This window comes from Pseudomonas sp. Marseille-Q7302, from assembly GCF_965111925.1.
Map to the genome: position 1 here is coordinate 2,837,940 of NZ_CBCOPK010000001.1, position 25,202 is coordinate 2,863,141.

21 protein-coding genes are annotated in these 25,202 nt (G+C 66.3%); 11 read left to right on the forward strand and 10 right to left on the reverse strand.

All coding sequences use genetic code 11. From position 1 onward, the window contains the following. Nucleotides 1-173 precede the first annotated feature (173 nt). Both ACWPW1_RS13305 and ACWPW1_RS13310 read left to right on the forward strand, forming a co-directional pair. Nucleotides 174-806, forward strand: coding sequence for a cyclodeaminase/cyclohydrolase family protein (locus ACWPW1_RS13305; RefSeq protein WP_059315206.1), 633 nt, complete (start codon nucleotides 174-176; stop codon nucleotides 804-806). Between the two features lie 5 nt (nucleotides 807-811). Beyond that, the gene (locus tag ACWPW1_RS13310) at nucleotides 812-2,065 is read left to right on the forward strand and encodes a DUF2254 domain-containing protein (protein ID WP_454253151.1); all 1,254 of its coding nucleotides are present in this window, start codon (nucleotides 812-814) and stop codon (nucleotides 2,063-2,065) included. 10 nt (nucleotides 2,066-2,075) lie between these two features. Here the strand turns inward: ACWPW1_RS13310 and ACWPW1_RS13315 are convergent, their stop codons facing one another. Next, nucleotides 2,076-3,014 carry a cation diffusion facilitator family transporter gene (locus ACWPW1_RS13315; protein WP_313647328.1) on the reverse strand — a complete coding sequence of 313 codons (939 nt, stop codon included), beginning with the start codon at nucleotides 3,012-3,014 and terminating at the stop codon, nucleotides 2,076-2,078. Nucleotides 3,015-3,241: 227 nt separating this feature from the next. Here ACWPW1_RS13315 and ACWPW1_RS13320 point away from each other — a divergent pair, with 227 nt between their 5' ends. Next, nucleotides 3,242-4,948: an amidase gene (locus ACWPW1_RS13320; protein WP_454253152.1), complete on the forward strand. Its 1,707-nt coding sequence runs from the start codon at nucleotides 3,242-3,244 to the stop codon at nucleotides 4,946-4,948. A 106-nt stretch (nucleotides 4,949-5,054) separates the two neighbouring features. Here the strand turns inward: ACWPW1_RS13320 and ACWPW1_RS13325 are convergent, their stop codons facing one another. Further along, nucleotides 5,055-5,693: a TetR/AcrR family transcriptional regulator gene (locus tag ACWPW1_RS13325; RefSeq protein WP_454253153.1), complete on the reverse strand. Its 639-nt coding sequence runs from the start codon at nucleotides 5,691-5,693 to the stop codon at nucleotides 5,055-5,057. A gap of 172 nt (nucleotides 5,694-5,865) precedes the next feature. On the opposite strand from ACWPW1_RS13325, the gene ACWPW1_RS13330 reads away from it, so the two are divergent. After that, a complete protein-coding gene (locus ACWPW1_RS13330; RefSeq protein ID WP_454253922.1) occupies nucleotides 5,866-7,011 on the forward strand; it encodes an MFS transporter in 1,146 nt (381 codons plus the stop codon). Nucleotides 7,012-7,104: 93 nt separating this feature from the next. On the opposite strand, the gene ACWPW1_RS13335 is transcribed toward ACWPW1_RS13330, so the two are convergent. Genes ACWPW1_RS13335 through ACWPW1_RS13355 form a run of 5 tightly spaced genes read right to left on the reverse strand, consistent with a single transcriptional unit; the run spans nucleotide 7,105 to nucleotide 13,715 of the window. Further along, nucleotides 7,105-8,646, reverse strand: a complete 1,542-nt coding sequence (locus tag ACWPW1_RS13335) for an APC family permease (RefSeq protein WP_454253154.1) — start codon at nucleotides 8,644-8,646, stop codon at nucleotides 7,105-7,107. A 57-nt stretch (nucleotides 8,647-8,703) separates the two neighbouring features. Further along, nucleotides 8,704-9,450 (reverse strand): gamma-glutamyl-gamma-aminobutyrate hydrolase family protein, encoded by a 747-nt coding sequence (locus ACWPW1_RS13340; RefSeq protein WP_454253155.1) that lies wholly within the window; start codon nucleotides 9,448-9,450, stop codon nucleotides 8,704-8,706. Between the two features lie 45 nt (nucleotides 9,451-9,495). Next, nucleotides 9,496-10,773 carry an NAD(P)/FAD-dependent oxidoreductase gene (locus ACWPW1_RS13345; RefSeq protein ID WP_454253156.1) on the reverse strand — a complete coding sequence of 426 codons (1,278 nt, stop codon included), beginning with the start codon at nucleotides 10,771-10,773 and terminating at the stop codon, nucleotides 9,496-9,498. A 54-nt stretch (nucleotides 10,774-10,827) separates the two neighbouring features. Continuing rightward, nucleotides 10,828-12,321, reverse strand: a complete 1,494-nt coding sequence (locus ACWPW1_RS13350) for an aldehyde dehydrogenase (RefSeq protein ID WP_454253157.1) — start codon at nucleotides 12,319-12,321, stop codon at nucleotides 10,828-10,830. Between the two features lie 11 nt (nucleotides 12,322-12,332). Further along, nucleotides 12,333-13,715 carry a glutamine synthetase family protein gene (locus ACWPW1_RS13355; protein WP_454253158.1) on the reverse strand — a complete coding sequence of 461 codons (1,383 nt, stop codon included), beginning with the start codon at nucleotides 13,713-13,715 and terminating at the stop codon, nucleotides 12,333-12,335. Nucleotides 13,716-13,918: 203 nt separating this feature from the next. Here ACWPW1_RS13355 and ACWPW1_RS13360 point away from each other — a divergent pair, with 203 nt between their 5' ends. After that, the gene (locus ACWPW1_RS13360; RefSeq protein WP_271655148.1) at nucleotides 13,919-14,806 is read left to right on the forward strand and encodes a LysR family transcriptional regulator; all 888 of its coding nucleotides are present in this window, start codon (nucleotides 13,919-13,921) and stop codon (nucleotides 14,804-14,806) included. 112 nt (nucleotides 14,807-14,918) lie between these two features. On the opposite strand, the gene ACWPW1_RS13365 is transcribed toward ACWPW1_RS13360, so the two are convergent. After that, complete coding sequence (locus tag ACWPW1_RS13365; protein WP_454253159.1) at nucleotides 14,919-15,605, reverse strand: LrgB family protein; 687 nt, start codon at nucleotides 15,603-15,605, stop codon at nucleotides 14,919-14,921. Next, a complete protein-coding gene (locus ACWPW1_RS13370; RefSeq protein ID WP_271655150.1) occupies nucleotides 15,598-15,945 on the reverse strand; it encodes a CidA/LrgA family protein in 348 nt (115 codons plus the stop codon). The genes ACWPW1_RS13365 and ACWPW1_RS13370 overlap by 8 nt, the downstream gene beginning before the upstream one ends. 317 nt (nucleotides 15,946-16,262) lie before the next feature. On the opposite strand from ACWPW1_RS13370, the gene ACWPW1_RS13375 reads away from it, so the two are divergent. Continuing rightward, the gene (locus ACWPW1_RS13375; RefSeq protein WP_454253160.1) at nucleotides 16,263-17,462 is read left to right on the forward strand and encodes an amino acid aminotransferase; all 1,200 of its coding nucleotides are present in this window, start codon (nucleotides 16,263-16,265) and stop codon (nucleotides 17,460-17,462) included. 129 nt (nucleotides 17,463-17,591) lie between these two features. On the opposite strand, the gene ACWPW1_RS13380 is transcribed toward ACWPW1_RS13375, so the two are convergent. Beyond that, nucleotides 17,592-18,581, reverse strand: coding sequence for a LacI family DNA-binding transcriptional regulator (locus ACWPW1_RS13380; RefSeq protein WP_454253161.1), 990 nt, complete (start codon nucleotides 18,579-18,581; stop codon nucleotides 17,592-17,594). Nucleotides 18,582-18,744: 163 nt separating this feature from the next. On the opposite strand from ACWPW1_RS13380, the gene ACWPW1_RS13385 reads away from it, so the two are divergent. The 5 genes from ACWPW1_RS13385 (at nucleotide 18,745) to ACWPW1_RS13405 (ending at nucleotide 25,189) form a co-directional block, all read left to right on the forward strand. Next, on the forward strand, nucleotides 18,745-19,911 hold the full coding sequence (locus ACWPW1_RS13385) for a Gfo/Idh/MocA family protein (RefSeq protein WP_454253162.1): 1,167 nt from the start codon (nucleotides 18,745-18,747) through the stop codon (nucleotides 19,909-19,911). A 2-nt stretch (nucleotides 19,912-19,913) separates the two neighbouring features. Further along, nucleotides 19,914-20,984, forward strand: a complete 1,071-nt coding sequence (locus ACWPW1_RS13390; RefSeq protein ID WP_454253163.1) for a sugar phosphate isomerase/epimerase family protein — start codon at nucleotides 19,914-19,916, stop codon at nucleotides 20,982-20,984. Between the two features lie 49 nt (nucleotides 20,985-21,033). After that, nucleotides 21,034-22,266 carry a nucleoside permease gene (locus tag ACWPW1_RS13395; protein ID WP_454253164.1) on the forward strand — a complete coding sequence of 411 codons (1,233 nt, stop codon included), beginning with the start codon at nucleotides 21,034-21,036 and terminating at the stop codon, nucleotides 22,264-22,266. 348 nt (nucleotides 22,267-22,614) lie between these two features. Next, entirely contained in the window at nucleotides 22,615-24,165 is a 1,551-nt protein-coding gene (locus ACWPW1_RS13400) for a sugar ABC transporter ATP-binding protein (protein ID WP_454253165.1), read from the forward strand. A 37-nt stretch (nucleotides 24,166-24,202) separates the two neighbouring features. Then, nucleotides 24,203-25,189, forward strand: a complete 987-nt coding sequence (locus ACWPW1_RS13405) for an ABC transporter permease (RefSeq protein ID WP_454253166.1) — start codon at nucleotides 24,203-24,205, stop codon at nucleotides 25,187-25,189. Nucleotides 25,190-25,202: the final 13 nt, after the last annotated feature.

Consider the following 25,202-nt stretch of genomic DNA (forward strand, 5'->3'; position numbering starts at 1 on the left):
TTTCAAGCCCACGATACCTGAAGGCCCCTCGCCAGTACGACAGGAATCGAACGATGGCGGCCCAGGGACCGGTCGCTTATTGCACTTAGCCAGCGAACCTCGGCCGTTTCGGACGATCCTATTAGCGGTCGGTCATGACCGATTCCCTTACCCTTTGCTTGCAGGCGGTTGGCATGAACGAAACCTCTACTCTCTGGCAGCAGACCCTCGCCCAATTCCGCGACGGTACCGGCTCTACCCTGCCAACCCCCGGTAGCGGCGCGGTGGCCGGTGTGGCGGCGTCCCTGGGTGTGGCGCTGATTCTCAAGGGCCTCAAGCTCAGCCAGCAGCGCCAGCCCGTGACCCGCCATGCCGAATTGATCGCCCTGGGCGAGCGGCTGCAGGAAGCCCTGAGCACCTGCGCCGACGCCGATGTCCAGGCCTTCGCCAACTACCTGGAAGCCGATCGCCAGGCCAGCGGTGCCACCGAAGAAGGCGAGCGCCGCAAGCAGGCGCTCAACCTGGCCGCGGCCAATGCCGTGCAGATTCCCATCGCTACCGCCCAGTTGTGCCTGGAAGCGCTGGATCTCGCGGTCACTGCCACGCCCCTCACCATCGAACCGCTGCGCAGCGATGCCCTGGCCGGTGGCCGGTTGCTGCACGGCGCCCTCGGTGCGGTGCTGACCACCGTCGATGCCGACCGCAATGGGCTGAAATCTGGCGACGCCCGCGAAGCCGCCCGGCAGATGCGCGACAAACTCCAGCAACAGGCTGACCAGCGCCTCGCCCAGTTGCGCGCCACTCCCGTTCCCCAGACGATGGGCTGAGGCTGATGCTGGCTCGACTGGGCTGGGTCCTGCGCGGCCTGCAGCGCCGCCTGTGGTTTCGCGCCACGCTCTTCTCGGTCGCCGGCGTGGCGACCGCCCTCCTCGCCCTGCTGCTGCGCGACCACATTCCGGCCGGCCTGCCGACCAAGGTCGGTGCCGATGCCGTCGACAAGATCCTCACCATCATCGCCAGCAGTATGCTGGCGGTGACCACCTTCTCGCTGAGCACCATGGTGACGGCCTACAACGCCGCCGCCAGCAGCGTGACGCCCCGCGCCTATCCACTGCTGCTCGAAGACAGCACCACGCAAAACGCCCTGGCCACCTTTCTCGGCTCCTTCCTGTTCAGCCTGGTGGGCATCATCGCCCTGAGTACCGGGCTCTATGGCGACAACGGCCGCGTGGTGCTTTTCACCGTGACCCTGGTGGTGATCCTGCTGATCGTCTTCACGCTCCTGCGCTGGATCGATCATCTCTCGCGGCTGGGCCAGCTGGATGCCACCAGCGACAGTATCGAAGCCGCCGCCCAGCACAGCCTGAAGCGCTGGCTGGCGAATCCCTATCTCGGCGGGCGTGCGGCGCCGGTCGACGAACCGCCGCCCGGCCGACCGGTAATGGCCGATCGCACGGGTTACTTGCAACGGGTGGACATGTCTCTGCTGGCCGACCTCTGCGGCAAGCGGGGCCGCCTGCGTCTGGCCGCCCTGCCCGGCGCCTTTCTCGATCCGGCGCAGCCGCTGCTCTGGATCGACGGCCTGCCACCCGACAAGGACGACCAGCTACGGACGGCCTTCAGCCTGGATGCGCGGCGTGTACATGACCAGGATCCGCGCTTCGGCCTCACGGTCCTGGGCGAGATCGCCACCGGGGCCCTGGTGCCGTCGCGCAGCGACTCGGGTACCGCCATCGCCATCCTGGGCCGTGCCCAACGGTTGCTGACCGAACTCACCGTCGCCCGCGACCCGGTCGAGCCTCGCTATCCGCAGATCGAGGTGCCGGAACTGTCGCTGGACGACCTGTTCGACGATTTCTTCCTGCCCGTGGGCCGCGACGCCGCGCCCCTGGTGGAGGTGGGCATGCGCCTGCAGAAGTCACTCGCCCGCCTGGCGGTTCAGGGCGATGCGCGCATCAGGCGCGAGTGCCTGCGGCATTCCCGCCTGGCCCTCTCCCGGGCGGAGGCCAGTCTCGGCCAGGCCGAGGACCGCGTCGTCCTCCAGCAGCTTGCGGCGGACGTCGAGCGCCTGTGCACCCCGCGATAGCCAGGCGGCGCTAGCGCGACCAGGCCGGATCGGTGGTGAAGGCGATGGTCAGCCAGCGATCCGGGCCTTCGCCGCCAATGGCCTCGCCGATCTGGTCACGAATGGCGTCCCACTCGTCCAGGGTCTTGGCCGGCCAGCCGACCGGCACGATGAAGTACAGCTCGATCTGCCGCGCCCGTCCGACCTTGGCCACATAGGCGCGGTAGTCGAGGAAACCGAACTGCGCGACCATGCCGCGAGCCACCTCATCGACCTGCTGCTTGAGCTGCGGCGGAGTCACCATGAGGATCTCGGCGAAGGCCTGCCAGACGGTCTTGAAGGGAACGGGGATGATCAGCACGCAGATGATCGACAGCACCATGGGGTCGATATAGGGCGTGATCCAGGCATAGGCCGTCCCCTGGGCCAGGGCGCCGACCAGGAAGGCCAGCACCAGGGCCGCGGAAATGCTGCCCGACATGATCCAGCTCTTGATGTCGAGCTTGAGGAAGTCGGACTGGATCTGCCGATTCATACGCAGCTCCAGCGCCGCCACGCCGTAGCAGACCAGCGCGGCCACCAGCGCATAGAGCAGTGCCACGCCGAATTCCAGCTCCTTGCCGCCACTCATCAGGCTGATGATCGAATTGACCAGCGCATAGCAGGCGACGATGCACAGCACGCTGCCGTTCAGGGCCAGCACCATGGGCTCCAGATGCCAGAAGCCCATGTTGAAACGCTCGGCGAGCTTGCGATCACCCTCCAGCTCCAGGCCGTGTCGATGGATGAGCATGGCCACCAGCAGGGCCATGCCGCTCATGAGCGCATCGATCAGCGAGTAGAAGCCATCGAAGACGATGGCGTAGGAGCCGGAATGCACCCCGAAGGCGATGCCCACCAGCGCGACGAGCACCGTGGCGAAGATGGAGCAGCGCAGGACCGTCCGCTCGTTGTATAGGCGTTGCAGCATCATTGACTCCAAGGAAAGAGGTCGGCCCGGCAGCGGCGAACCCCGGCAATCCTCCCATGATAGAGCTCGACCAGTCGCCCCGCATGGGCGGTCCGGCAAGGCGTCCATGCGTGTACGCAATCAGAACCCCGCAAGCTTCGGGTGTACACTGCACCGGTGCTTTTTTCTTCCGGGATGGCTGTCAGCAGCCGTTCCCGTATAGCGGAATCCTCAACGGCGACCCCACCATGATCGAAGTTACCGAACGCTCCATCGCCGAGTTGCGTCGCGCACTCGAAACCGGCCAGACCACTGCGGTGCAGCTGGTCGAGGCCTACCTGGCCCGTATCGATGCCTACGACCCCCCCACCAGCGCCACCGCGCTCAATGCCGTGGTGGTGCGCAATCCCGACGCCCTGGCCGAAGCTGCCGAGTCCGACCGCCGCCGCGCCCGGGGTGAGAGCCTGGGGCCGCTGGATGGCATCCCCTACACCGCCAAGGACAGCTATCTGGTGAAGGGGCTGACCGCCGCCTCCGGCAGTCCGGCGTTCAAGGACCTGGTCGCCCAGCGCGACGCCTTCACCATCGAACGGCTGCGCGCCGCTGGCGCCATCTGCCTGGGCAAGACCAACATGCCGCCCATGGCCAACGGCGGCATGCAGCGTGGCGTCTACGGGCGCGCCGAAAGCCCCTACAACGCCGGCTACCTCACCGCGCCCTTCGCCTCCGGCTCGTCCAACGGCGCCGGTACCGCCACCGCGGCCAGCTTCGCCGCCTTCGGCCTGGCCGAGGAAACCTGGTCCAGCGGACGCGGGCCAGCCTCCAACAATGGTCTCTGCGCCTATACCCCCTCGCGCGGGGTCATCTCGGTGCGCGGCAACTGGCCGCTGACGCCGACCATGGACGTGGTGGTGCCCTATGCCCGCACCATGGCCGATCTGCTGGAAGTGCTCGACGTGGTGGTGGCGGACGATCCCGATACCTCCGGCGACCTCTGGCGCCTGCAGCCCTGGGTACCACTGCCCAAGGCCTCGGAGGTCCGCCCGGCCCGCTATGGCGACCTCGCCGTCGATGCCAGCGCCCTGGCCGGCAAACGCCTTGGCGTGCCGCGCATGTTCATCAACCGTGATCCGGACGCCGGCACCAGCGAGAATCCAGGCATCGGCGGCCCAACCGGTCAGCGCATCCATACCCGCGACTCGGTCATCGCGCTCTGGGAGCAGGCGCGCGCGGCCCTGGAAGCGGGCGGGGCCACGGTGGTCGAGGTGGATTTCCCCCTGGTCTCCAACTGCGAAGGCGACCGTCCCGGCGCGCCGACGGTGTTCAACCGCGGCATCGTCTCCAAGGCGTTTCTCCATGATGAACTCTGGGATCTCTCCGCCTGGGGGTTCGACACCTTCCTGCGCGACAACAACGACCCCAACCTGAACCGGCTGGTGGACGTCGAAGGCGAGCTGATCTTCCCTCATGAACCCGGCACCCTGCCCAATCGCGAGGGCGACCTGGCCGCCGGGATGGCCGAGTACGTGCGCATGGCCGAGCGAGGTCTGAAAGCCTGGGATGAGATCGCCACCCTTGCCGACGGCCTGCGCGGTCTGGAACACACGCGCAGAATCGACCTGGAGGACTGGCTGCAGGCCCAGGGACTGGACGCCGTGCTCTTCCCCACCGTGGCCGACGTGGCGCCAGCCGATGCCGAGATCAATCCCGCCTCCGCCGACATCGCCTGGAGCAACGGCGTCTGGGTCGCCAATGGCAACCTCGCCATTCGCCACCTGGGCGTACCGACCGTCACTGTGCCCATGGGCGTGATGAGTGACATCGGCATGCCGGTGGGCCTGACCTTTGCCGGGCGGGCCTATGACGACTCGAATCTCCTCAGGCTCGCCGCCGCCTACGAGGCCACCGGTTCGAAGCGAGTGGTGCCGCCACGGACGCCGCCGCTGGTGGGATAAGGGTGCGGGTGTCGTCTCTCCCAGGGGCGACACGAGGCAGCTATGACATTGACCAGGAGCGCCTAAGCCGGTCGACCAGAGGCATCCGCCTGATCCGCAACGGCCATCAGGCGTCTGGTCGAGCTGTTGCGGTCGAGCGCGCGTTGCCATCCCATAGCGTCATCACCTGGGCGATGGCGCCCTCGATGACGACCAACGCCACCCCATCCCGCGCCATGGGTGAGATGCCCAGCAGCAAGCCTTCGAACACTGTCGCCAGGGCGCGAGCGTCGGTGCCTTCCGCGAGGTCGCCACGGGCGATACCGCGGCTGACGCACGCCAACAGGCCCTTGCGGATCCGGGCGCGGGCTTCGCGCAGCGGCAGTGGAATGCTGGAGTCTTCTTCCGCATAGGAGCCCAGGGTGCCGAGCGCCACTAGGCAGCCCTTGGGCAACTGCTCGTCACACTGCATCCGCGCGGAACGCCCGAGGGCCGAGGCGATCGCCTCCCGGGGCGCCAGGGCCTCGTCGAACAGGGGATCGTTCACCCGGCCATGGGTTTCCATGTAGCGGGAGACCACCTCCTTGAACAGCGCCTCTTTCGAACCGAAGGCGGCGTAGAAGCTGGGCGCCGTGATACCGCCTCCGATCGCCGCTTTCAGCCGATTCAGCGAGGTGGCCTCATAGCCGTAGCGCCAGAACAACAGCATGGCCTCGTCAATGGCCTGAGTACGATCGAACGACCGCGGACGTCCCAGTTGAGCCATAGCGAATCTCCTCTCTTGCCTGCTTTATATACTAACCGATACAAAAATCATTGACCACGCGAAGCCGCGGCTGCTTAGATATGTACCGACCGATACATATCTAAGGAATCTTCCCGTGACCTCGACACCCGATCCCGAACGCCTACCCGTGGCGGCGCTACTGGCGCTGGCGATGACCGGTTTCATCTGCATCATGACCGAGACCCTGCCCGCTGGGCTGCTCCCCGAGATAGCCCAGGGACTCGGGGTATCGAACGCCCTGGCCGGACAATCGGTGACCGCCTATGCCGCCGGCTCGCTGGTGGCCGCGATTCCCCTCACCATGGCGACGGCTCACTGGCGGCGACGGCGCGTGCTGCTCGCCACCATCCTGGGATTCCTGCTGTTCAATACCCTCACCGCGCTGTCGACCCACTACCTCCTGACATTGGTCGCGCGCTTCGCGGCGGGGGCCGCGGCCGGGCTCGCCTGGAGCCTGCTGGCCGGCTATGCCCGGCGCATGGTGGCGCCGCGCTTGCAGGGAAAGGCGATGGCCATGGCGATGATCGGCACGCCCATTGCCCTGTCCCTGGGCGTCCCCCTAGGCACCTGGCTGGGCGGTCTGCTGGGATGGCGACTGGCTTTCGCCACCATGTCCGCACTCACGCTGGGCCTGATCGTCTGGGTCGTGGCGAAGGTGCCCGACTATCCCGGGCAAACGGAAGGCCAGCGGCTACCGCTTCGCCAAGTGCTCGCCACGCCCGGTATCCGCGCCATTCTCGCCGTGGTCTTTACCTGGATGCTGGCCCACAACGTTCTCTACACCTACATCGCCCCCTTCGTCGCCCAGGCGGGGCTCGGTGACCGAGTCGATCTGGTACTGCTGACGTTTGGTGCTGCCTCGCTGCTGGGCATCTGGATAACCGGTCGCATCGTCGATCACAGTCTGCGCCGGGCCGTCCTCGTCAGCCTGGCCACCTTCGCCTCGATTGCCGTGATCCTGGGCCTGAGCCACGACTCCGCGACGGCGCAGTACCTGGGTATCTTCGTCTGGGGCCTGACGTTTGGCGGCGCCGCCACCCTGCTACAGACCGCCCTGGCCGACACGGCGGGCGCAGGCGCGGACGCGGCGCTGGCGATGAACGTGGTGACCTGGAACAGTGCCATCGCCGGTGGCGGCGTTCTGGGCGGCGTGTTGCTGGAAACGGCGGGCCCACAAGCGCTGATCTGGGCCGTGCTGGTGCTGTCGCTGGCCGCCCTCGCCATCGCGACAGCGGCGCGTCACCACGGCTTTCCCGCTGGTGCACGCGCGACCGGCGCGCCGGTTCTGGGCCACTAGCCACCCTTCCCCGCCGCAAGAGGCAGTAGCGTCCGCCCTGACAATCCCGTCCGCTGAAAAGGAACGTCGCGGACGGGAGGCAGCAGGCCCGGCTCAGCCCTGATGCGGCAGCGCTTCCAGCGTGGCGCCCTGAAAGAACGCCGGGGCGCGCCAGCGGGTGAACAGCATCAGCACCAGGCCTAGCAGCAGGATCACCACGGCGATGATGAACACCAGACCGATGCCGCCCAGGTGCGAGCCGCTGCCGAAGTCCGGTGACAGGCTGGCGACAGCGGTCTGCCAGAAGATCACCGAGAGGATGAGCGCGCCGAGCAGCGGGCACAGGCCGCGCAGCAAGGCGTGACGCAGACTGCCGAACAGACTGCGGCGGAAGTACCAGACGCAGGCATAGGCCGTCAGCGAGTAGTAGAAGCAGATCATCATGCCCAGGGCAGTGATGGTGTCTGCCAGGACGTTGTCGCTGAGGGTGCGCATCACCACATAGAAGGTGGCGGTGGCGATGCCGGCGGCGATGGTGGCATAGCGCGGCGTACGCGAGCGCGGGCAGATGTGGGCGAAGCGGCGCGAGACCGCACCGTAGTGCCCCATCGCCAACAGGGTGCGCGCTGGCGAGATGAAGGTGGATTGCAGGGAGGCGGCGGTGCTGGCCAGCACCGCGATGGACATCAGGATCGCCAACGGCCCCATCACCGGTCCGGCCAGATGGGCAAAGACGTTTTCCTGGATCTCCGGATTGCCCAATCCCAGACCCGAATCGCTGATACCGGCGAATTGCAGGGTCGCCGCCGCAGTGAACAGGTAAAGCATCAGGATCAGCAGCACCGTGACGGTCGCTGCGCGCCCCGGCACCTTCTGGCTGCCCACGGATTCTTCGCTCACCGTCAGGCAGACATCCCACCCCCAGAAGATGAAGATCGACAGCGACAGGCCCGCGGCGAAGGCGGAAAAGGACTCGACGTTGAAGGGGTTGAACCATTCGGGGTGGAAGACTACCGGCGCCACCTGCGGCGCGGCGTTGAAGGCCGCCAGCGAAAAGCCGACCAGCACCAGCAGTTGCAGCGCGACCAGACCGTACTGGATGCTCATGGTCATGCCGATGCCACGGCAGCTGATCCAGACCGCGATGGCGATGAACACGCAGCAGGTGACGATGTTAACCAGCAGGTTCTGCGACAGCGCGGCCAGCTCCGCCCGGCCACTGAGCTGGGCGAGGAAAAGATAGAAGAAGTCCACCGCCACCCCGGCGAGATTGGACAGGACGATGGTGGTGGCCGTCACCAGCCCCCAGCCACCGATCCAGCCGATCATGGGGCCGAAGGCGCGGGTCGACCAGGTGAAGGAGGTGCCGCTGTCCGGGTCGACGGCATTCAGCTCGCGGTATCCCAGGGCCACCAGCAGCATCGGCAGGAAGCCGACGATAAAGACCGCGGGCAGATAGACACCCACCTCGCGCACGGTCGGCCCCAGGGCCCCGGTCAGGGTGTAGACGGGGGCGATGGTGGAAATGCCCAGCACCACACAGGCGAGCAGGCCCAGGGACCCCGCCGCCAGACCCTTGGCGGACGGGTCGGTCAGGGCTTCCGGCCCGGTGTTGCCCGGGGCGCCTGCAGGTGCGCCCTTGCTCTGTTCAGTCATGCGTCTCTGCCCTGCTGTTGGAATTGTTTTCAGAGTCCGGCGTGCGCGGCAAGGTGCCTAACGCGACGCGGCATGGCGCTGGCAGGCGTCACGGAACGCGTTCAACAGCGTCAGGGATTCGGGGTTCTCGCGGAAATTCCACTCGGGATGCCACTGCACCCCGACGACGAAACCGGGAGCGTCCGCCAGCGACACACCCTCCACCAGACCATCCGGTGCCCGGGCCTCGACGCGCAGCCCACTGGCCAGCCGATCGAGGCCCTGGCTGTGCAGCGAATTCACCTGGAAGCTCGCCGGCAGCCCCAGGCGCTCGAACACCCCGCCCGGCGGCACCTGGACCGGATGCTTGGATGCGTATTGCTCGGCCAGCAGCTCGCCCTGGGGCTCGCGGTGATCGTCATGGCCGGGCAACTCCTGCACGCGTTGATGCAGGCTGCCGCCGAGGGCCACGTTGAGCTCCTGAAAGCCCCGGCAGATGCAGAACACCGGAATGCCGCGATCGATGGCCAGCCGCAGCAGCGGTAGGGTGTAGGCGTCACGGGAGGCATCGTGGTGGGTACCGGCCAGACTGGCGGGCCCCTGATAGTGATGGGGCTCGACATTCGACGGCGAGCCGGTGAACAGCAGGCCGTCCAGGTGCTCCAGCAGCGCCTGCGGATCGCTCGGCACGCTGCGCGCCGGCAGTACCACCGGCAGCCCGGCGTGGCCTGCCGCCTCGACGTACTTGTCGCCGACGGTATGGGAATCGTATTTGCCGAGCGTCTGCCGGCAAGCCGTCACGCCGATCAGGGGCATAGGGGACATGGCTATTCTCCAGAGTGCCCGCCTGGATCAGGCGGGCGGACAGGGTCAGATACCGAGGCGATCGCGCAACTGGTAGTAGGTCGCGCCCAGCGCGGTAAAGGGCACGCGCAGCAGCTGCCCGCCCGGGAAGGGATAGTGCGGCAGGCCGGCGAAGGCATCGAAGCGCTCCGCCTGCCCGCGCAGGGCTTCAGCCAGCACCTTGCCCGCCAGGTGGGTATAGGTGACGCCGTGGCCACTGCAGCCCTGGGAGTAGTAAATGTTGTCGCCGAGGCGGCCCACCTGCGGTAGCCGCGACAGCGTCAGCAGGAAGTTGCCGGTCCAGGTGAAGTCGATCTTGACGTCCTTGAGTTGCGGGAAGGTCTGCAGCATCTTTGGCCGGATGATGGCCTCGATGTCGGCCGGATCCCGCGCGCCATAGACCACGCCGCCGCCATAGATCAGCCGCCGATCGGCGCTCAGGCGGAAGTAGTCGAGCAGGTAGTTGCAGTCCTCCACGCAGTAATCCTGGGGCAACAAGCTGCGCGCCAGCTCCTCGGAAAGCGGCTCGGTGGCGAGCACCTGGGTACCGCAGGGCATGGACTTGGCGGCCAGTTCCGGCACCAGCCCGCCCAGGTAGGCGTTGCCGGCCACCACCACGAAGCGCGCCTTCACCTGACCCTGGGCGGTATGCACCACGGGGTTGGCGCCGCGGTCGATACGGATGGCCGCACTCTGCTCATAGAGTTTGCCGCCCAGAGAGGCCACTGCCGCCGCCTCGCCCAGGGCCAGGTTGAGCGGGTGGATGTGACCGCCGCTCATGTCCAGCATGCCGCCGATATAGCGATCGGTGCCGACCACCTCGCGAATGCCACGCGCGTCGAGCAGCTCCAGCTGGGTATGGCCATAGCGCTCCCAGAGCTTTTTCTGGGCCTCCAGATGGCCCAGCTGCTTGCCCGTCAGTGCGGCGAACACACCGCCATCCTTGAGATCGCACTGGATGTTGTAGCGGGCGATACGGTCGCGAATGATCCGTCCGCCCTCGAAGGCCATCTCCCCCAGCAGTTGCGCCTGCTTGGCGGGCAACTGTCGCTCGATGGCATCGATGTCGCGGCTGTAGCTGTTGACGATCTGGCCGCCGTTGCGCCCGGAGGCGCCGAAGCCGACCCGTGCCGCTTCCAGCACCGTCACGCTGAAGCCGTGCTCCAGCAGGAAAAGCGCGGTGGAAAGCCCGGTGTAACCGGCGCCGATGATGCAGACGTCGCTTTCGACACTGCCTTCGAGCCTGGAATAGGGAGCCGGCTGATTGCTGGAGGCTGCGTAGTAGCTACCGACGTGTTGTTGCATGGTGTGATTCCTCTGCCTGCGCCCCGACGTCGCCGCCAGGGTCGCCGCGCCTGTTCAGAGCTTGATCCAGGTCGCCTTGAGCTCGGTGTATTTGTCGAAGGCATGGAGCGACTTGTCGCGACCATTGCCAGACTGCTTGAAGCCGCCGAAGGGCGCCGTCATGTCGCCGCCATCATACTGGTTGACCCAGACACTGCCGGCGCGCAAGGCCCTCGCCACGCGATGGGCACGCGAGATATCGCGCGTCCAGACGGCAGCGGCCAGGCCATAGGGGGTATCGTTGGCGATGCGCACCGCTTCTTCTTCGCTGTCGAATTCGATCACGGCGAGCACCGGGCCGAAGATCTCCTCCTGGGCGATACGCATGGCGTTGTCCACGCCCTCGAAAATGGTCGGGGTCACGTAGCTGCCGCCAGTCTCCGCCAGGGCCTGGCCGCCACCGCTCACCAGTCGGGCGCCCTCGGCGCGGCCCGCCTCGATGAAGCCCAGCACGGTACGCAGATGGCCTGCGTCCACCAGGGCACCGACGCGGGTGTTGGGGTCCAGCGCGTGGCCAGGCGCCCAGCCCCGCAGGGCTTCCACTACCAGCGCCAGAAAGCGCTCCTTGATCGAACGCTCGACCAGCAGCCGGGAGCCGGCGACGCAGACCTCACCCTGGTTGAAGGCGATGGCCGCCGCGGCCGCTTCGGCGGCGGCCGCCAGATCCGGGGCATCGGCGAAGACGAGGTTGGGACTCTTGCCGCCCGCCTCCAGCCACACCCGCTTCATGTTCGACTCCCCCGCATAGACCAGCAGCTGCTTGGCGATACGGGTGGAGCCGGTAAAGACCAGGGTGTCGACGTCCGGGTGCAGCGCCAGTGCCTGGCCGACGGTATGACCGTAGCCGGGCAGCACGTTGAACACCCCTGCGGGAATGCCCGCCTCCAGCGCCAGGCCGGCGATGCGGATGGCGGTCAGCGGCGACTTCTCGGACGGCTTGAGGATCACCGAGTTGCCGGTGGCGAGCGCCGGACCCAGCTTCCAGCAGGCCATCATCAGGGGAAAATTCCAGGGCACGATGGCGGCCACCACACCCACGGGTTCGCGGGTCACCAGGCCGAGCTGATCGCGCGGGGTCGGCGCCACCTCGTCATAGACCTTGTCGATGGCCTCGGCGCTCCAGCGGATGGCATTGGCCGCCGCCGGAACATCGATACCCAGGGAATCGCTGATGGGCTTGCCCATGTCCAGGGTTTCCAGCAGCGCCAGTTCCTCGGCGTGGGCCAGCAACAGATCGGCGAAGGCGATGAGTACCCGCTTGCGCTGCGCCGGTGCCTGGTGCGCCCAGTCGCCTCGGGCGAAGCTGGCCCGCGCCGCCTGTACAGCGGCATCGGCATCCTCGGCCATGCAACTGGCCACCTGGGCCAGATGGCGACCATCCACGGGGCTCGAATCCTCGAAGGTCGCGCCACCCAGGGCATCGCGGTAGGTCCCGTCGATGAAGGCACGGGACTCGACGGTCAACCGCTGGTAGCGCTGCTCCCAGTCCTGCTGCGTCAGCATTGTCATGGTCACGCTCCTCAGACGGTATGCAGATACCAGTTGTATTCGAGATCGGAGATGGTGGTTTCGAACTCCTCCAGCTCGGCTTCCTTGCAGGCGACGAAGATGTCGATGTACTCGGGGCTGATGTACTGGTTCATCACCGCGCTGTCGTCCAGGCAGCGCAAGGCATCGCGCAGGTTGTTGGGCAGGCTCTGTTCGAGCTGTTCGTAGGAATTGCCGCTGACGGGCGCGCAGGGTTCCAGGTGCTGGGTCATGCCGTGATGAATGCCGGCCAGGATCGAGGCCATCATCAGATAGGGATTGGCGTCGGCACCGGCCACCCGGTGTTCGATGCGGATCGCCTCGCTGCTGCCGGTGGGCACGCGTACCGCCACGGTACGGTTATCCAGGCCCCAGCTCGGCGCGTTAGGCACATAGAACTGGGCACCGAAGCGCCGGTAGGAATTGACGTTGGGGCAAAGGAAGGCCATCGACGCCGGCAGGGTTTCGAGGATGCCGGCGATGGCGTGACGCAGCGGCGCGTGGTGCTCCGGATCGTCGGTGGCGAAGATGTTCCGCCCGGTCTGCTTGTCCAGCAGCGAGATGTGCACGTGCAGGCCGTTGCCGGCCTGGCCGGGATAGGGCTTGGCCATGAAGGTGGAATCCATCTCATGGTCGTAGGCGATGTTCTTGATCAGGCGCTTGAGCAGCACCGCATAGTCGCAGGCCTTGATGGCGTCCTCGACGTGATGCAGGTTGACCTCGAATTGCGCCGGCGCGGATTCCTTGACGATGGCATCCGCCGGCAGCCCCTGCTCCTTGGCGCCTTCGAGCATGTCCTGCAGACAATCCACGTATTCGTCCAGGTCGTCGATCAGATAGACCTGGGTGGAGACCGGCCGCTTGCCGGAGATCGGCGAGCGCGGCGGCTGCGGCCGGCCGTTCACGTTCTCCTGGTCGATCAGGTAGAACTCCAGTTCGAAGGCGGCGCAGATGGTCAGGCCCAGGTCATCGAATTTCTTCACCACCCGCCGCAGCACTTCGCGCGGATCGGCGAAGAACGGCGAGCCGTCCTGTTCGTGCATGGTCATCAGCAGCTGCGCGGTCGGGCGCTTCTGCCAGGGCTCGTAGCTCAGGGTGCCGGGGATGGGAAAGCAGGTGCGGTCGGCGTCGCCGATGTGCAGCCCCAGGCCGGTGCTTTCCACCGTGGAGCCGTTGATGTCCAGGGCGAACAGCGAGGCCGGCAGGTTGATGCCGCGCTCATAGACCTTGGACAGACTGGCCCGCTCGACACGCTTACCCCGGATGACGCCGTTCATGTCGGTGATCAACAGATCGACGTACTGAATCTCGGGGTGCTCCTTGAGAAAGCCGTTGGCTTCGGTGAGCTGGACGACGCGGGGGGATATCGAATTCATGAGGGGCATCCTTGACGCTGGCCCGCTTCGTTGTGCTTGCTCGTGCGGGTCTGGCAGCGTGGCTGTGGGTGGTGGTTGCTGCAGGCGCCGACCCTGTCTGCCAAGGTCCGCCCTTCCACCTGATTGCCCTTGCGGGGCTGGGCCAGTATAAATTGGCATAAGCGCAACCCATATCGGCGAATCGGCAAAGGAACAATGCACCGATGCAATATCAGATAGGCCATGCCGATCTCAAGCTGATTCTCGCCCTGGTGCGCGGCAGGACCCTGGCCAGAGCGGCCGAGCAGTTGCAGGTGGATGTCTCCACGGTGTTTCGCGCCATCCGCAAGCTCGAAGCCAATCTCCAGGTCGCGCTGTTCGACAAGAACCGTCGCGGCTACACCCCCACCCAGAGCGCCAAAGCCCTCGCCGAACAGGCCGAGCGCGCCGAACAGGCGCTCGACGCGGCGCGGATCGCCCTGGCCCAGGGTGAGAACGTCATCAGTGGTACCGTGCGCCTGACCTGCACCGATGCGGTGCTGCGCAGCCTGCTCCTGCCGGGGCTCGCCGAACTCATGCCACGCTATCCCGCGGTCGCCCTAGAAGTCGCCACCTCCAATACCTTCGCCAGCCTGAGCAGACGGGATGCGGACATCGCCCTCCGGTTGTCGAACGCGCCGCCCGAGCACCTGATCGGGCGCCGCCTCGGTCGCAGCTCCTATTTCGTCTGTGGGCATGAGCGCTATCGCGCCGGCTATGGCCGGGCCGCCACCGAACTGCCCTGGATCGCCCCCGATGACTCCCTGGCCGATCATGTGTCGGTCACCTGGCTGCGCCAGGCCTATCCCAGTCTCACGCCCCGCTATCGCTGCAGCAGCATGTCTTCGGTGGGCAGCCTGGTCGGCGCCGGGCTCGGCGTGGCCGCCCTCCCCGACTTCATGATCAGCAGCCTGGACGGCGTCGAGCGCCTGAGCGCCGCGCTCGACAACTGCGACACCGACATCTGGCTGCTGACCCGCCCGGACAACCTGTCGCTGCGTTCGGTGCAGATCCTCTTCGACCAGCTGGCGGAGCTGCTCAGGGCGCGGATAGAGGCGGCCTGCCACACCTGAATCTCGACCGGTCGCAGCCCTGACCGTCGTTGCAAGGGCGCAACGCCGATCCGGCCGTGCCGGTCAGGCGCACATCGAGGTCGCTCGCGAGTCCGCAACGGGAGGTCCGCGTTCAGACCGCGAGGGCGACCGGCAACAGGACCGCCGTGGCTATTCCCAGGAGAATCATGCCGAGTGCCGAAAAGGCGGCCGTTTCCTGGCCTTCGCGCAGTGCATGCGCCGTGCCTATGGCATGTCCGTTCATGCCCAGGGTCAGGCCTCTGGCCGCTGGATCTTCAACCTTGAACAGCTTGAGCAGCGGCAGGGCCAGCGTCGTGCTGATGACGCCGGTCAGCATGACGATCACGGCGGTCAAGGACACCAGCCCGCCAAAATGTCCGGACAGGGGCAAGGCGATAGGCATGGTCACCGATTTCGGCGCCAGGCTCATCACCAGGGTCGGGGACAAACCGAACAGCCAACCCAAGGCAAGGGTCAAGGTCACCCCCACGATGCCACCCACGGACAGCGTGACCAAAAGGGGCCCGGATAGGGAGATCACGCGCTGGATATTTCGGTAGAGGGGCACTGCCAGCCCTACGGTCGTAGGCCCCAGCAACAGCGAAAGCGTGCCACTCGCGCTGCGATAGTGCTCATAGGGCACGCTGGCGGCCCAGAGCAGGCTCGCGACGAGCGCCGTGGTGATCAGCACCGGCTGCAGCATCACCAGACGCAGGCGCTGCTGCAGCAGCAACGCTACCTGGTAGGCAGCAAGCGTCACGGATAACGCCAGTAACGGCGCCAGATAGGGATCAGCCATCGGTCTTTCTTCTTATCAGGTATTGCAGCAGCAAGCCGCACAGCGGAACAGTCACCACCAGGGACAACGCGATCACCAGCAGCAGACGCAGCCAGACCGTCACTTCCAGCGTATCGACATCGATGATTCCAACAGCCGGCACCACGAGCATCAACGGAAGGTAGCGAAGCAGACTGCCAGCCATGGCATCCACCCCTTCGGGCACTCTTCGCAGCAGCAATAACATGCCGAACAGAATGAATATCCCGATGACACTGGCCGGGATGCCACTCACATAGCCGGCAATACAGGACCCCAACAGGTAGCAGCCTGCAAGTACCAGCATGCCCGTTATGTTCATGCCCCCTCCTCGTTGTTGTTCGTTTTACCGTGGCACCACAGCGTACTGGATTTCAGTTGACTGACTACAGGCTTCCGCAATGAGGCGTGTCCTGGGCAGCCACTGCCTGAAGATCGAGATCGCTGCTGATATGGTTTTTTTAGGCCCGCCTGCTCCGAATGCTCCATTCGGAGCGGTGCTACCCTTCGCGTCGATAAAGGCAACGTCCATGTCTTCCAGCGACTTGGCATGTGACGAGCGAAGGCCGCCGCTCGGCGTGGCGCCAGGTACTGGCGGCGGCGAGACCGGAAATCTCATTGATCAGGTAATGGATAACGATGTTCGAACACCTGACCGAATACCAGGGCGATCCCATCCTCTCCCTGATCAGGACCTATCAGCAGGACCGCCGGCCTGAGAAGGTGAATCTGAGTGTCGGCGTCTACACGGACGCATCCGGCCGGTTGCCGGTCCTGCGGGCCGTGGCGGCAGCTGACCAGCATCTGCGAAAAACAGCGCTGGCCCCGTCGATGTACCTGCCCATGGAGGGCCACGAAGGTTTTCGACTGAATGCTCAGCACCTGCAGTTCGGCGATGCCAGCCCGGCACTGGCGGATGGCCGCGTGACTACCATCCAGACCGTCGGTGGATCGGGCGCGCTCAAGATAGGCGCGGACTTCCTGCGGCGGTGGTTTCCGGAGTCCGGCGTCTGGGTGAGCGATCCCACCTGGGACAATCACGTCGCCCTCTTCGAAGGCGCTGGCTTCTCAGTCAGCAGATACCCCTATTACTGTCCGTCCTCCGCCGAGCTTGCCTTCCAGGACATGCTCGACACCCTCAGCGGCCTGGCTGCCAGGAGCATCATCCTGCTCCACCCCTGCTGCCACAATCCCACGGGCCTGGATCTCACCACCGCCCAATGGCGGAAGGTCATCCAGGTGCTGGCCGAGCGCGAGCTCATCGCCTTCGTCGACTGCGCCTATCAGGGTTTCGGCACTGGGCTGGAAGAAGATGCCTTCGTCATCAGGGAAATGGAGCGCGCGGGCCTGACCTTTCTCGTGAGCTATTCCTGCTCGAAAAACTTTTCGCTGTACGGCGAGCGGGTCGGCACCCTGTCCGTGGTCTGCGCCTCGGCGGCAATGGCAGCCCGGGCGCTGGGCCAGCTGCAAGCCACGGTGAGACGAAACTACTCGAGCCCCCCGCAGCATGGCGCGCAACTGGTGGACCTGGTGTTGGGCAGCGAGCTCGCCGATCTCTGGCGAGCCGACGTGGATGACATGCGCCAGCGCACCTCCGCCATGCGCGAGCTGCTCGCGACCGCCCTCGGTCACGCGGACCGGTCACTCGGTGAGCGGATTCGTAGCCACCGCGGGCTATTTTCCTATACAGGTCTGGGCAGGACCGAGGTGCAACGCCTGCGGCAGGATTTCGGCATCTATCTGGTCGATAATGGCCGGCTTTGTGTGGCGGGGTTGACCGCTGAACGGGTTGATCATGTCGCCTCGGCTATCGCGGAGGTGCTGCGGCATCCGGAGTGATCCCGCCTAGGCATGGCAAGCCCTGCGGACGGCCTTCACTGCTCCGGTCGGCCCAGGACTGTTCCGCGACGGCGCCCGCCTTCGCTCACGCCTACTGCTGGCAAGCGCCCAATGGGTGGAGAGCTGCGCTCACCTACATACACCGGTGCTCCCCCGCACCTTCAGTTCGAAGGGCAACACCACCTCTCGCGCAGCCGGCGTACCCCCGTTGAGCACCTCCAGCAGCATGGCCACCGCGCGCTGGCCGAAGGCCTCCGCCGGCTGGGCAATGGTGGTCAGTGGCGGCTCGGTGTAGGCAGCGAAGGCGATGTCATCGAACCCCGCCAGGGAGATGTCTTCCGGGACACGCAACCCGGAGCGCCGCAGGATCTGCAGCGCTCCGATCGCCATCTCGTCGCTGCAACAGAACAGCGCGGTCGGGCGCTCGGGTAGCGTCAGCAATGCCTTGGCCGCGGCGGCGCCAGCGGCCAGGGTGAAGTCGCCTTCGTGCAGCAGACCAGGATCCAGGGCAATGTCCGCCTGCGTCAGCGCCTCCTGGTAGCCGGCCAGCCGTTCCAGGGTCAGCGGGCTGTCTTCCGGCCCCTTGATCAGGGCAATGCGCCTGTGTCCGAGCGCCAGCAGATGCTCGGTCAGGCAGCGCGCGGCGGCGCGATTGTCCAGCCGGACCTTGGGCCAGGTGTGCTCGGCGAGCACTTCGCAGGCATTCACCACCGGCGGTATGTCGCCCTGGCCGGCAAAGGGATCGAAAGCGCGGAGCTGGATCACCCCATCGGCCTGACGTGCATAGACCAGTTCGGCGTATTCGCGCTCGCGGCGTTCGTCGCCAGCGGTATCGCACAACAGCACCCGATAACCGGCCGCCTGCGCCGCCTGCTGGATGCCGGCGATGACCCGGGCGAAGAAGCTGTTGGCGATCAGCGGAACCAGCACCACCAGGTTGCCGGTGCGACGGGAGCGAAACTGCACGGCCATCCCGTTGGGCCGATAGTTGGCAGCGGCAACGGCGGCCTGCACGCGCTCGCGGGTAGCGGGCGCCACGACGTCGGGATTCTTCAAGGTACGCGACACGGTCGCCACCGATACCCCGGCCAATTCGGCAACCCGGCGAATGTTGGACATGCAGCCTCGGTAAGCGATGGAAAGGTTGCCACTGTGCGCAAAGGCAATCCGCCAGGCAAGCCATACGCCTGAGTGGCACTTGACTAAATCCGCCAGCGGCCGCCAAATGCCGAAAAAATGTAACCGGTTACACCTAGCGCGATAGCAGCCGGAGGATCAGGGGATGCAGGCTCATACCAGCCACAGGATTCGCTACGGCATGATCGGCGGCGGCCAGGGCGCTTTCATTGGCGCCGCCCATCGTCGCGCGGCGGCGCTGGATGGCGCGCTGGAGCTGGTCTGCGGCGCCTTCAGCCGCGATGCCGGCAACAATGCCGCCTCGGGCCGTGAGCTGGGCCTGGCACCTGAACGGGTCTATGCGTCCTGGGAGGCACTGTTGGCTGGAGAACGCCAGCTGCCAGCCGAGCAGCGCGTCGAATTGCTGGTGATCGTCACGCCCAACGACCTGCACGTCCCCATCGCCGAGGCCGCCCTGGCCGCGGGCTTCCACGTCTTTTCCGAAAAGCCTGCCGGCACCTCGCTGGCGCAGGTGCAGCACCTGGCGGAGACCCTGGCCGCGCTCCCCCTGCGCTATGCCCTGGCCCACACCTATTTGGGCTATCCCCTGGTATGGGAAGCCCGCGAGCGGGTCGCCCGCGGCGAGCTGGGCGCCCTGCGCAAGATCCATGTGGAATATCCGCAGGGCTGGCTCGCCCAGGACCTTGCCGCCACCGGCAACAAGCAGGCGACCTGGCGCGACGATCCGGCCGCGTCCGGCCCGGGCGGTTGCCTGGGCGACATCGGCACCCACGCCTTCAGTCTCGCCGAGTTCCTCAGCGGCCAGCGCATCTCCCGGCTCAGCGCCCACCTGCGCAGCCACCTGCCCGGCCGGCGCCTGGACGACGATGTCATGGTGCTGTTCGAGACCGCCGAGGGTGCCAGCGGCAGTCTGCTGGCCAGCCAGGTCTGTGTAGGCGAGGAAAACGGCCTGCGTATCCGGCTCTATGGTGAGCAGGGCAGCCTGGAATGGCATCAGCAGGAGCCCAACAGCCTCCTGCAGCGCAGTCTCGACCAGCCGCCCCGCACGCTGCGCGCGGGTCTCGGCCAGCCCTGGCTAAGCGCCAGTGCCCAGCAGCGGCTGCGGTTGCCGGGCGGCCATCCGGAGGGCTACCTCGAAGCCCTGGCCAATCTCTACCGCGACCTGGCCGCCGCCATCCGCGATCCGGCGGATCCCGCCGCGGGGCTGCCCGGCATCACCACCGGCTGGCGCGGCCTGGCCTTTATCGAAACCGCCTTGGCCAGCCATCAGCGCCAGGGTGCCTGGACGCCACTACCGACCCTAGGAGCCTGACCATGGCCGCTACCTCTCGCCCAGGGCTCAAGGGCCCGGCAATCTTTCTCGCCCAGTTCCTCGATGACCAGCCGCCCTTCGACACCCTGCCCCATCTCGCGCGCTGGGCGGCGGACCTGGGCTACCGGGGCATCCAGCTGCCGACGCTGGGCCATCAATGCCCGAACCTCGAACGCGCGGCCGCCAGCCAGGACTACTGCGACGAGCTACTTGGCCAGTGCGCCGCGGCAGGCGTGGCTATCAGCGAGCTGTCCACCCATTTGCAGGGGCAGCTGGTGGCGGTGCATCCGGCGTTCAACGAGGCTTTCGACGGCTTCGCCCCGCCGGCCCTGCGCGGCCGGCCGGATGAACGCCAGGCCTGGGCGGTCAAGCAGCTCAAGCTGGCCGCAAAGGCCAGCCGGCGCCTCGGCCTCAAGGCCGTGGCGACCTTTTCCGGTGCCCTGCTCTGGCCCTATGTCTATCCCTGGCCTCAGCGTCCGGCCGGTCTGGTGGACGAAGGCTTCGCCGAGCTGGCACAGCGCTGGCGGCCGATCCTGGACGTCTACGGCGAAGAGGGTATCGACCTGTGCTTCGAACTGCATCCAGGCGAGGACCTGCACGACGGCGCCACCTTCGAGCGTTTTCTGGCGGCGGTCGACGACCATCCTCGGGCGCGAATCCTCTATGACCCCAGCCACCTGTTGCTGCAGCAGCTGGACTACCTGGGGTTCATCGACCGTTATCACGCGCGCATCGGCATGTTCCACGTCAAGGACGCGGAATTCCGTCCCGACGCCCGCAGCGGAGTCTATGGCGGCTACCAGGACTGGGCCGAGCGCCCGGGTCGCTTCCGCTCCCTGGGGGATGGCCAGATCGATTTCGGCGCCATCTTCAGCAAGCTCACCCAGTACGGGTTCGACGGCTGGGCGGTGCTGGAGTGGGAGTGCTGCCTGAAGGATGCGGCCCAGGGCGCTGCCGAAGGCGCACCCTTCATCGAGCGTCATCTGATCCAGCCGGCCACTCGCGCCTTCGACGACTTCGCCGGCAGCGACGCCGATCCGGCGCGCAATCGGAGGATGCTTGGCCTGCAGTAGCAGCCCCACCTCGTTTTTTCGTCACATAACCCACAACAAGGAATCGACGATGAACGCACTTTCGCTACGCCTGAGCACCCTGATGTTCCTGCAGTTCTTTATCTGGGGCAGCTGGTTCGTCACCCTCGCCACCTTTCTTGGCAACACCCTCGGCGCCAATGGCGGCCAGATCGGCCAGGCCTTCGCCACCCAGTCGTGGGGGGCGATCCTGGCGCCCTTCGTGGTGGGCCTGATCGCCGATCGCTATTTCAATGCCGAGCGCATCCTCGGCCTGCTGCACCTGGTCGGTGCGGTACTGCTCTACCAGGTCTATGCGGCCGCCGACTTCGCCACCTTCTATCCGCTGGTGCTGGCCTACATGCTCTGCTACATGCCGACCCTGGCACTGGCCAACTCGGTGGCCTTCCGTCATCTGGCCGATCCGGCCCGCCAGTTCGCCAAGATTCGCGTCTGGGGCACCCTGGGCTGGATCGCCGCGGGGTTGGCCATCAGTTTCGTCTTCGCCTGGGACAGCCGCACCGGCATCGCCGCCGGTGCCCTGCGCAACACCTTCCTGCTCGGTGCTGGCGCCTCCCTCATCCTCGGGCTCTACAGTTTCAGCCTGCCGCGGACCGCACCGCTGCCGTCCGCCGGCCAGGGCCTGGGCGCAGCGCTCGGCCTGGACGCCCTGCGCCTGCTCAAGGACCGCAGCTTCGCCGTCTTCTTTGCCGCCTCGGTGCTGATCTGTATCCCGCTGGCCTTCTATTACCAGAACGCCAACCTCTTCCTGGCCGAACTGGGGGTCGCCAATCCCACCGGCATGATGACCCTGGGCCAGGTGTCCGAAGTCGGTTTCATGCTGCTGCTGCCGCTGTTCATCCGCCGCTTCGGCCTCAAGCGGACCCTGCTGGTGGGGATGCTCGCCTGGGCCGTACGCTATGGCTGCTTCGCCCTGGGCGCCCAGGGTGACGCCCTCGCCTACCCGCTGCTGGGCATCGCCCTGCACGGCGTCTGCTACGACTTCTTCTTCGTCTCCGGCCAGATCTACACCGATGCCAAGGCCGGCGAGGCGAACAAGAGCGCCGCCCAGGGCCTGATCACCCTGGCCACCTATGGCGTGGGCATGCTGGTCGGCTTCTGGGTCGCCGGGATGGTCTCGGATCACTATGCCAGCGGCACCGGCCATGACTGGCAAGGCATCTGGCTATTCCCGGCGGTGTTCTCCCTGGGTGTATTGCTGGCCTTTCTGGTCACCTTCCGGGACGCCCGGCCGGAACGCCTCGCAACTGCGCCCGTGCGCTAGCACGACTCCGCGGGTGGCCTGGCGCGGTAACGGCCGGGCCACCCGCGGCGCCCTCCCCACAGACCATCCAGATGGACCCGTGGATCGGACGCAGCCCCCGCTGGTCCGCCCCTGCCGTCTTGCCCCGCGCCGACCCGGTACCAAGCCGCAGTGTCCTGAGCGCTGGTCCGTCCGCTACCTATCGCCTGCCTTGGGCCAAAGGGACTTCCGGAACCACGCCGCAATCTGGCAAGACCAATTCCAAAAAATCTAATTGGTCTTGCCAGTCATCTTGAGTGAGGTGTAGCTTTCCCTGCCATGGATCTCACATAGGGCAACGACCCTAAAACAACAACAAGAGAGAGCACCATGCTGGATACCCCATCGCCCCGCGGTGACGGTGGCGGCCCCGTACCGCCCGCGCCCTCGCCCTGCCTGACGCTCGAAAACATTTCCAAGCGCTTTCCCGGCGTTGTGGCCCTCGACGACGTCAGCCTTAGCCTCTACCCGGGCGAAGTCCACGCCATCTGCGGTGAGAACGGCGCCGGCAAGTCCACCCTGATGAAGATCGTCAGCGGCCAGCAGCCGCCGGACGAGGGGCGGATCCGCTACCTCGGTGAAGAGCGGCACTTCAAGTCCGTGTCGGAAGCCGAGCATGTCGGCATCGCCATCATTCACCAGGAACTCAACCTGGTGCCCCACCTCACGGTGGCGGAAAACATCTTCCTGGCCCGCGAGCCGGTGCGCTTCGGTCTGATCGACAGACGCAAGATGCAGTCGGACACCGAAGCCTGCCTAGCGCGCCTGGGCGTGGCCATCAGCCCCCGCGCCCCGGTGGCCAAGCTGTCGGTGGCCCAGCAGCAGATGGTGGAGATCGCCAAGGCGCTGTCCTTGGACGCCCGGGTACTCATCCTCGACGAACCGACCTCCTCGCTGACCGAAAGCGAGACCCAGGCGCTGTTCAAGGTCATCCAGGACCTCAAGGCGCGCGGCGTCGGCATGCTCTACATCTCCCACCGGCTGGACGAGATGCGCCACATCGTCGACCGGGTGACCATTCTGCGCGACGGCCGCTACGTCTCCACCCAGCGCTTTGCCGATACCAGTGTCGACGCCATCGTGGCGGGCATGGTCGGGCGCTCCCTCGACGAGAAATTCCCGCCGCGCACCTCGGTGCCTACCGGCGAGGTACTGCTGCGGGCGCAAGGCCTGGCCCGCAAAGGGGTCTTCCAGGACATCAGCTTCGAATTGCGCCGCGGCGAGATCCTCGGCTTCGCCGGTCTCATGGGCGCCGGGCGCACCGAGATCGCCCGGGCGATCTTTGGCGCCGACCGGCTGGATGCCGGCGAGGTGGAGATCAACGGCCGCGCGGTCAGCATCCGCACGCCGCGCGACGGCATCGATGAAGGCATCGCCTACCTGTCCGAAGACCGCAAGAAGGACGGCCTGGCGGTCAAGATGACCCTGGCGCACAACCTGACCCTGGCCAATCTGGATGCCCTCTGCGGGCCGCTGGGCTTCATCCGCTTCGGCGAGGAGGCGCGGGTCGCCCAGGACTACGTGCGGCGGCTGGACATTCGCACGCCCTCGATCGACAAGGTCACCCGCTACCTCTCGGGCGGCAACCAGCAAAAGATCATCATCGGCAAATGGCTGTTCCGGGATGCCAGGATCATGTTCTTCGACGAGCCCACCCGGGGCATCGACGTCGGCGCCAAGTACGCCATCTACGAAATGATGGACCAACTGGCCGCCCAGGGCATCGGCGTCGTCCTGATCAGTTCGGAGCTGCCCGAACTGCTGGGCATGAGCGATCGGATCCTGGTCTTCCACGAAGGCCGCCTGACCGGTGACGTCGAGACCCGGGCCACGTCCCAGGACCAGATCATGCACTACGCCTCCGGCTGCACGTCGCACTGACGGCAGGTCGCCTCAGCTTGTCGAGCGAGACAGAGAAATGACCGAAAAACAAAAAGAATTTCTGCAGAAGTTTGGCGCCCTGGTCAGCCTGCTGGCCCTGATCGCGGTGTTTTCCTCCATGAGCAGTGCCTTCCTCACCATGGGCAATGGCATGAGCGTGGCCTTGCAGGTCACCTCCATCGCCTTTCTCGGCCTCGGTGCGACGGCGGTGATCATCACCGGCGGCATCGACCTCTCGGTAGGCTCGGTACTGGCCCTGGCCGGCGTGGCCAACGCCATGGCGGTCAAGGCCGGCGCGTCCATCGAGGTGGGCATCCTGGTGGGCCTGATCGTCGGCGGGATCTGCGGCGCGATCAACGGCCTGTTCGTGACCCTAGTCAAGCTGCCGCCCTTCATCGCCACCCTGGGCATGATGCTGGTGGCCCGCGGCCTGGCGCTGCGACTGACCGATGCCCAGCCCATCTCCGGACTCGGCGCGGCCTTTGGCGTGCTCGGCAACGGCGTTCTGGGCCGCATCGAGCGCATCGGCGACGACGGCTTTCCCAACGTGATCTTTCCGGGCATCCCCTACCCGGTGATCATCATGATCGTCCTGGCCATCGCCCTGTGGCTGGTGCTCAGCCGTACCCGCCTGGGCCGCCACATCTATGCCGTGGGCTCGAACGCCGAAGCGGCCCGGCTCTCCGGGGTCAAGGTGCGCGCGGTCACGCTCTTCACCTATGTGCTGTCCGGCGTGCTGGCCGGCCTGACCGGCGCGGTGCTGATGTCGCGCCTGGTCACCGCCCAGCCGAACGAAGGGGTGATGTACGAACTGGACGCCATCGCCAGCGCGGTGATCGGCGGCACCTCCCTCTCCGGTGGCATCGGCAGCGTGTCGGGCACCCTGATCGGCGCCTTCACCATCGGCGTGCTGCGCAACGGCCTCAACATGCTCGGCGTCTCCAGTTTCACCCAGCAGATCATCATCGGCCTGGTGATCCTGCTGACCGTCTGTATCGACCAGCTCCGCAACCGCAAGAAGTGAACCCTCGATAACA

Excerpts from the sequence above, each read along its gene's own strand:
- ACWPW1_RS13380 (WP_454253161.1), bottom strand. The coding sequence starts at position 18,581 with ATGTCCAACATTCGCCGGGTTGCCGAATTGGCCGGGGTATCGGTGGCG.
- ACWPW1_RS13360 (WP_271655148.1), top strand. The coding sequence starts at position 13,919 with ATGCAATATCAGATAGGCCATGCCGATCTCAAGCTGATTCTCGCCCTG.
- ACWPW1_RS13365 (WP_454253159.1), bottom strand. The coding sequence starts at position 15,605 with ATGGCTGATCCCTATCTGGCGCCGTTACTGGCGTTATCCGTGACGCTT.
- ACWPW1_RS13395 (WP_454253164.1), top strand. The coding sequence starts at position 21,034 with ATGAACGCACTTTCGCTACGCCTGAGCACCCTGATGTTCCTGCAGTTC.
- ACWPW1_RS13315 (WP_313647328.1), bottom strand. The coding sequence starts at position 3,014 with ATGCTGCAACGCCTATACAACGAGCGGACGGTCCTGCGCTGCTCCATC.
- ACWPW1_RS13330 (WP_454253922.1), top strand. The coding sequence starts at position 5,866 with ATGACCGGTTTCATCTGCATCATGACCGAGACCCTGCCCGCTGGGCTG.
- ACWPW1_RS13400 (WP_454253165.1), top strand. The coding sequence starts at position 22,615 with ATGCTGGATACCCCATCGCCCCGCGGTGACGGTGGCGGCCCCGTACCG.
- ACWPW1_RS13305 (WP_059315206.1), top strand. The coding sequence starts at position 174 with ATGAACGAAACCTCTACTCTCTGGCAGCAGACCCTCGCCCAATTCCGC.
- ACWPW1_RS13325 (WP_454253153.1), bottom strand. The coding sequence starts at position 5,693 with ATGGCTCAACTGGGACGTCCGCGGTCGTTCGATCGTACTCAGGCCATT.
- ACWPW1_RS13385 (WP_454253162.1), top strand. The coding sequence starts at position 18,745 with ATGCAGGCTCATACCAGCCACAGGATTCGCTACGGCATGATCGGCGGC.
- ACWPW1_RS13345 (WP_454253156.1), bottom strand. The coding sequence starts at position 10,773 with ATGCAACAACACGTCGGTAGCTACTACGCAGCCTCCAGCAATCAGCCG.
- ACWPW1_RS13370 (WP_271655150.1), bottom strand. The coding sequence starts at position 15,945 with ATGAACATAACGGGCATGCTGGTACTTGCAGGCTGCTACCTGTTGGGG.
- ACWPW1_RS13340 (WP_454253155.1), bottom strand. The coding sequence starts at position 9,450 with ATGTCCCCTATGCCCCTGATCGGCGTGACGGCTTGCCGGCAGACGCTC.
- ACWPW1_RS13335 (WP_454253154.1), bottom strand. The coding sequence starts at position 8,646 with ATGACTGAACAGAGCAAGGGCGCACCTGCAGGCGCCCCGGGCAACACC.
- ACWPW1_RS13350 (WP_454253157.1), bottom strand. The coding sequence starts at position 12,321 with ATGACAATGCTGACGCAGCAGGACTGGGAGCAGCGCTACCAGCGGTTG.
- ACWPW1_RS13405 (WP_454253166.1), top strand. The coding sequence starts at position 24,203 with ATGACCGAAAAACAAAAAGAATTTCTGCAGAAGTTTGGCGCCCTGGTC.
- ACWPW1_RS13310 (WP_454253151.1), top strand. The coding sequence starts at position 812 with ATGCTGGCTCGACTGGGCTGGGTCCTGCGCGGCCTGCAGCGCCGCCTG.
- ACWPW1_RS13375 (WP_454253160.1), top strand. The coding sequence starts at position 16,263 with ATGTTCGAACACCTGACCGAATACCAGGGCGATCCCATCCTCTCCCTG.
- ACWPW1_RS13320 (WP_454253152.1), top strand. The coding sequence starts at position 3,242 with ATGATCGAAGTTACCGAACGCTCCATCGCCGAGTTGCGTCGCGCACTC.
- ACWPW1_RS13355 (WP_454253158.1), bottom strand. The coding sequence starts at position 13,715 with ATGAATTCGATATCCCCCCGCGTCGTCCAGCTCACCGAAGCCAACGGC.
- ACWPW1_RS13390 (WP_454253163.1), top strand. The coding sequence starts at position 19,914 with ATGGCCGCTACCTCTCGCCCAGGGCTCAAGGGCCCGGCAATCTTTCTC.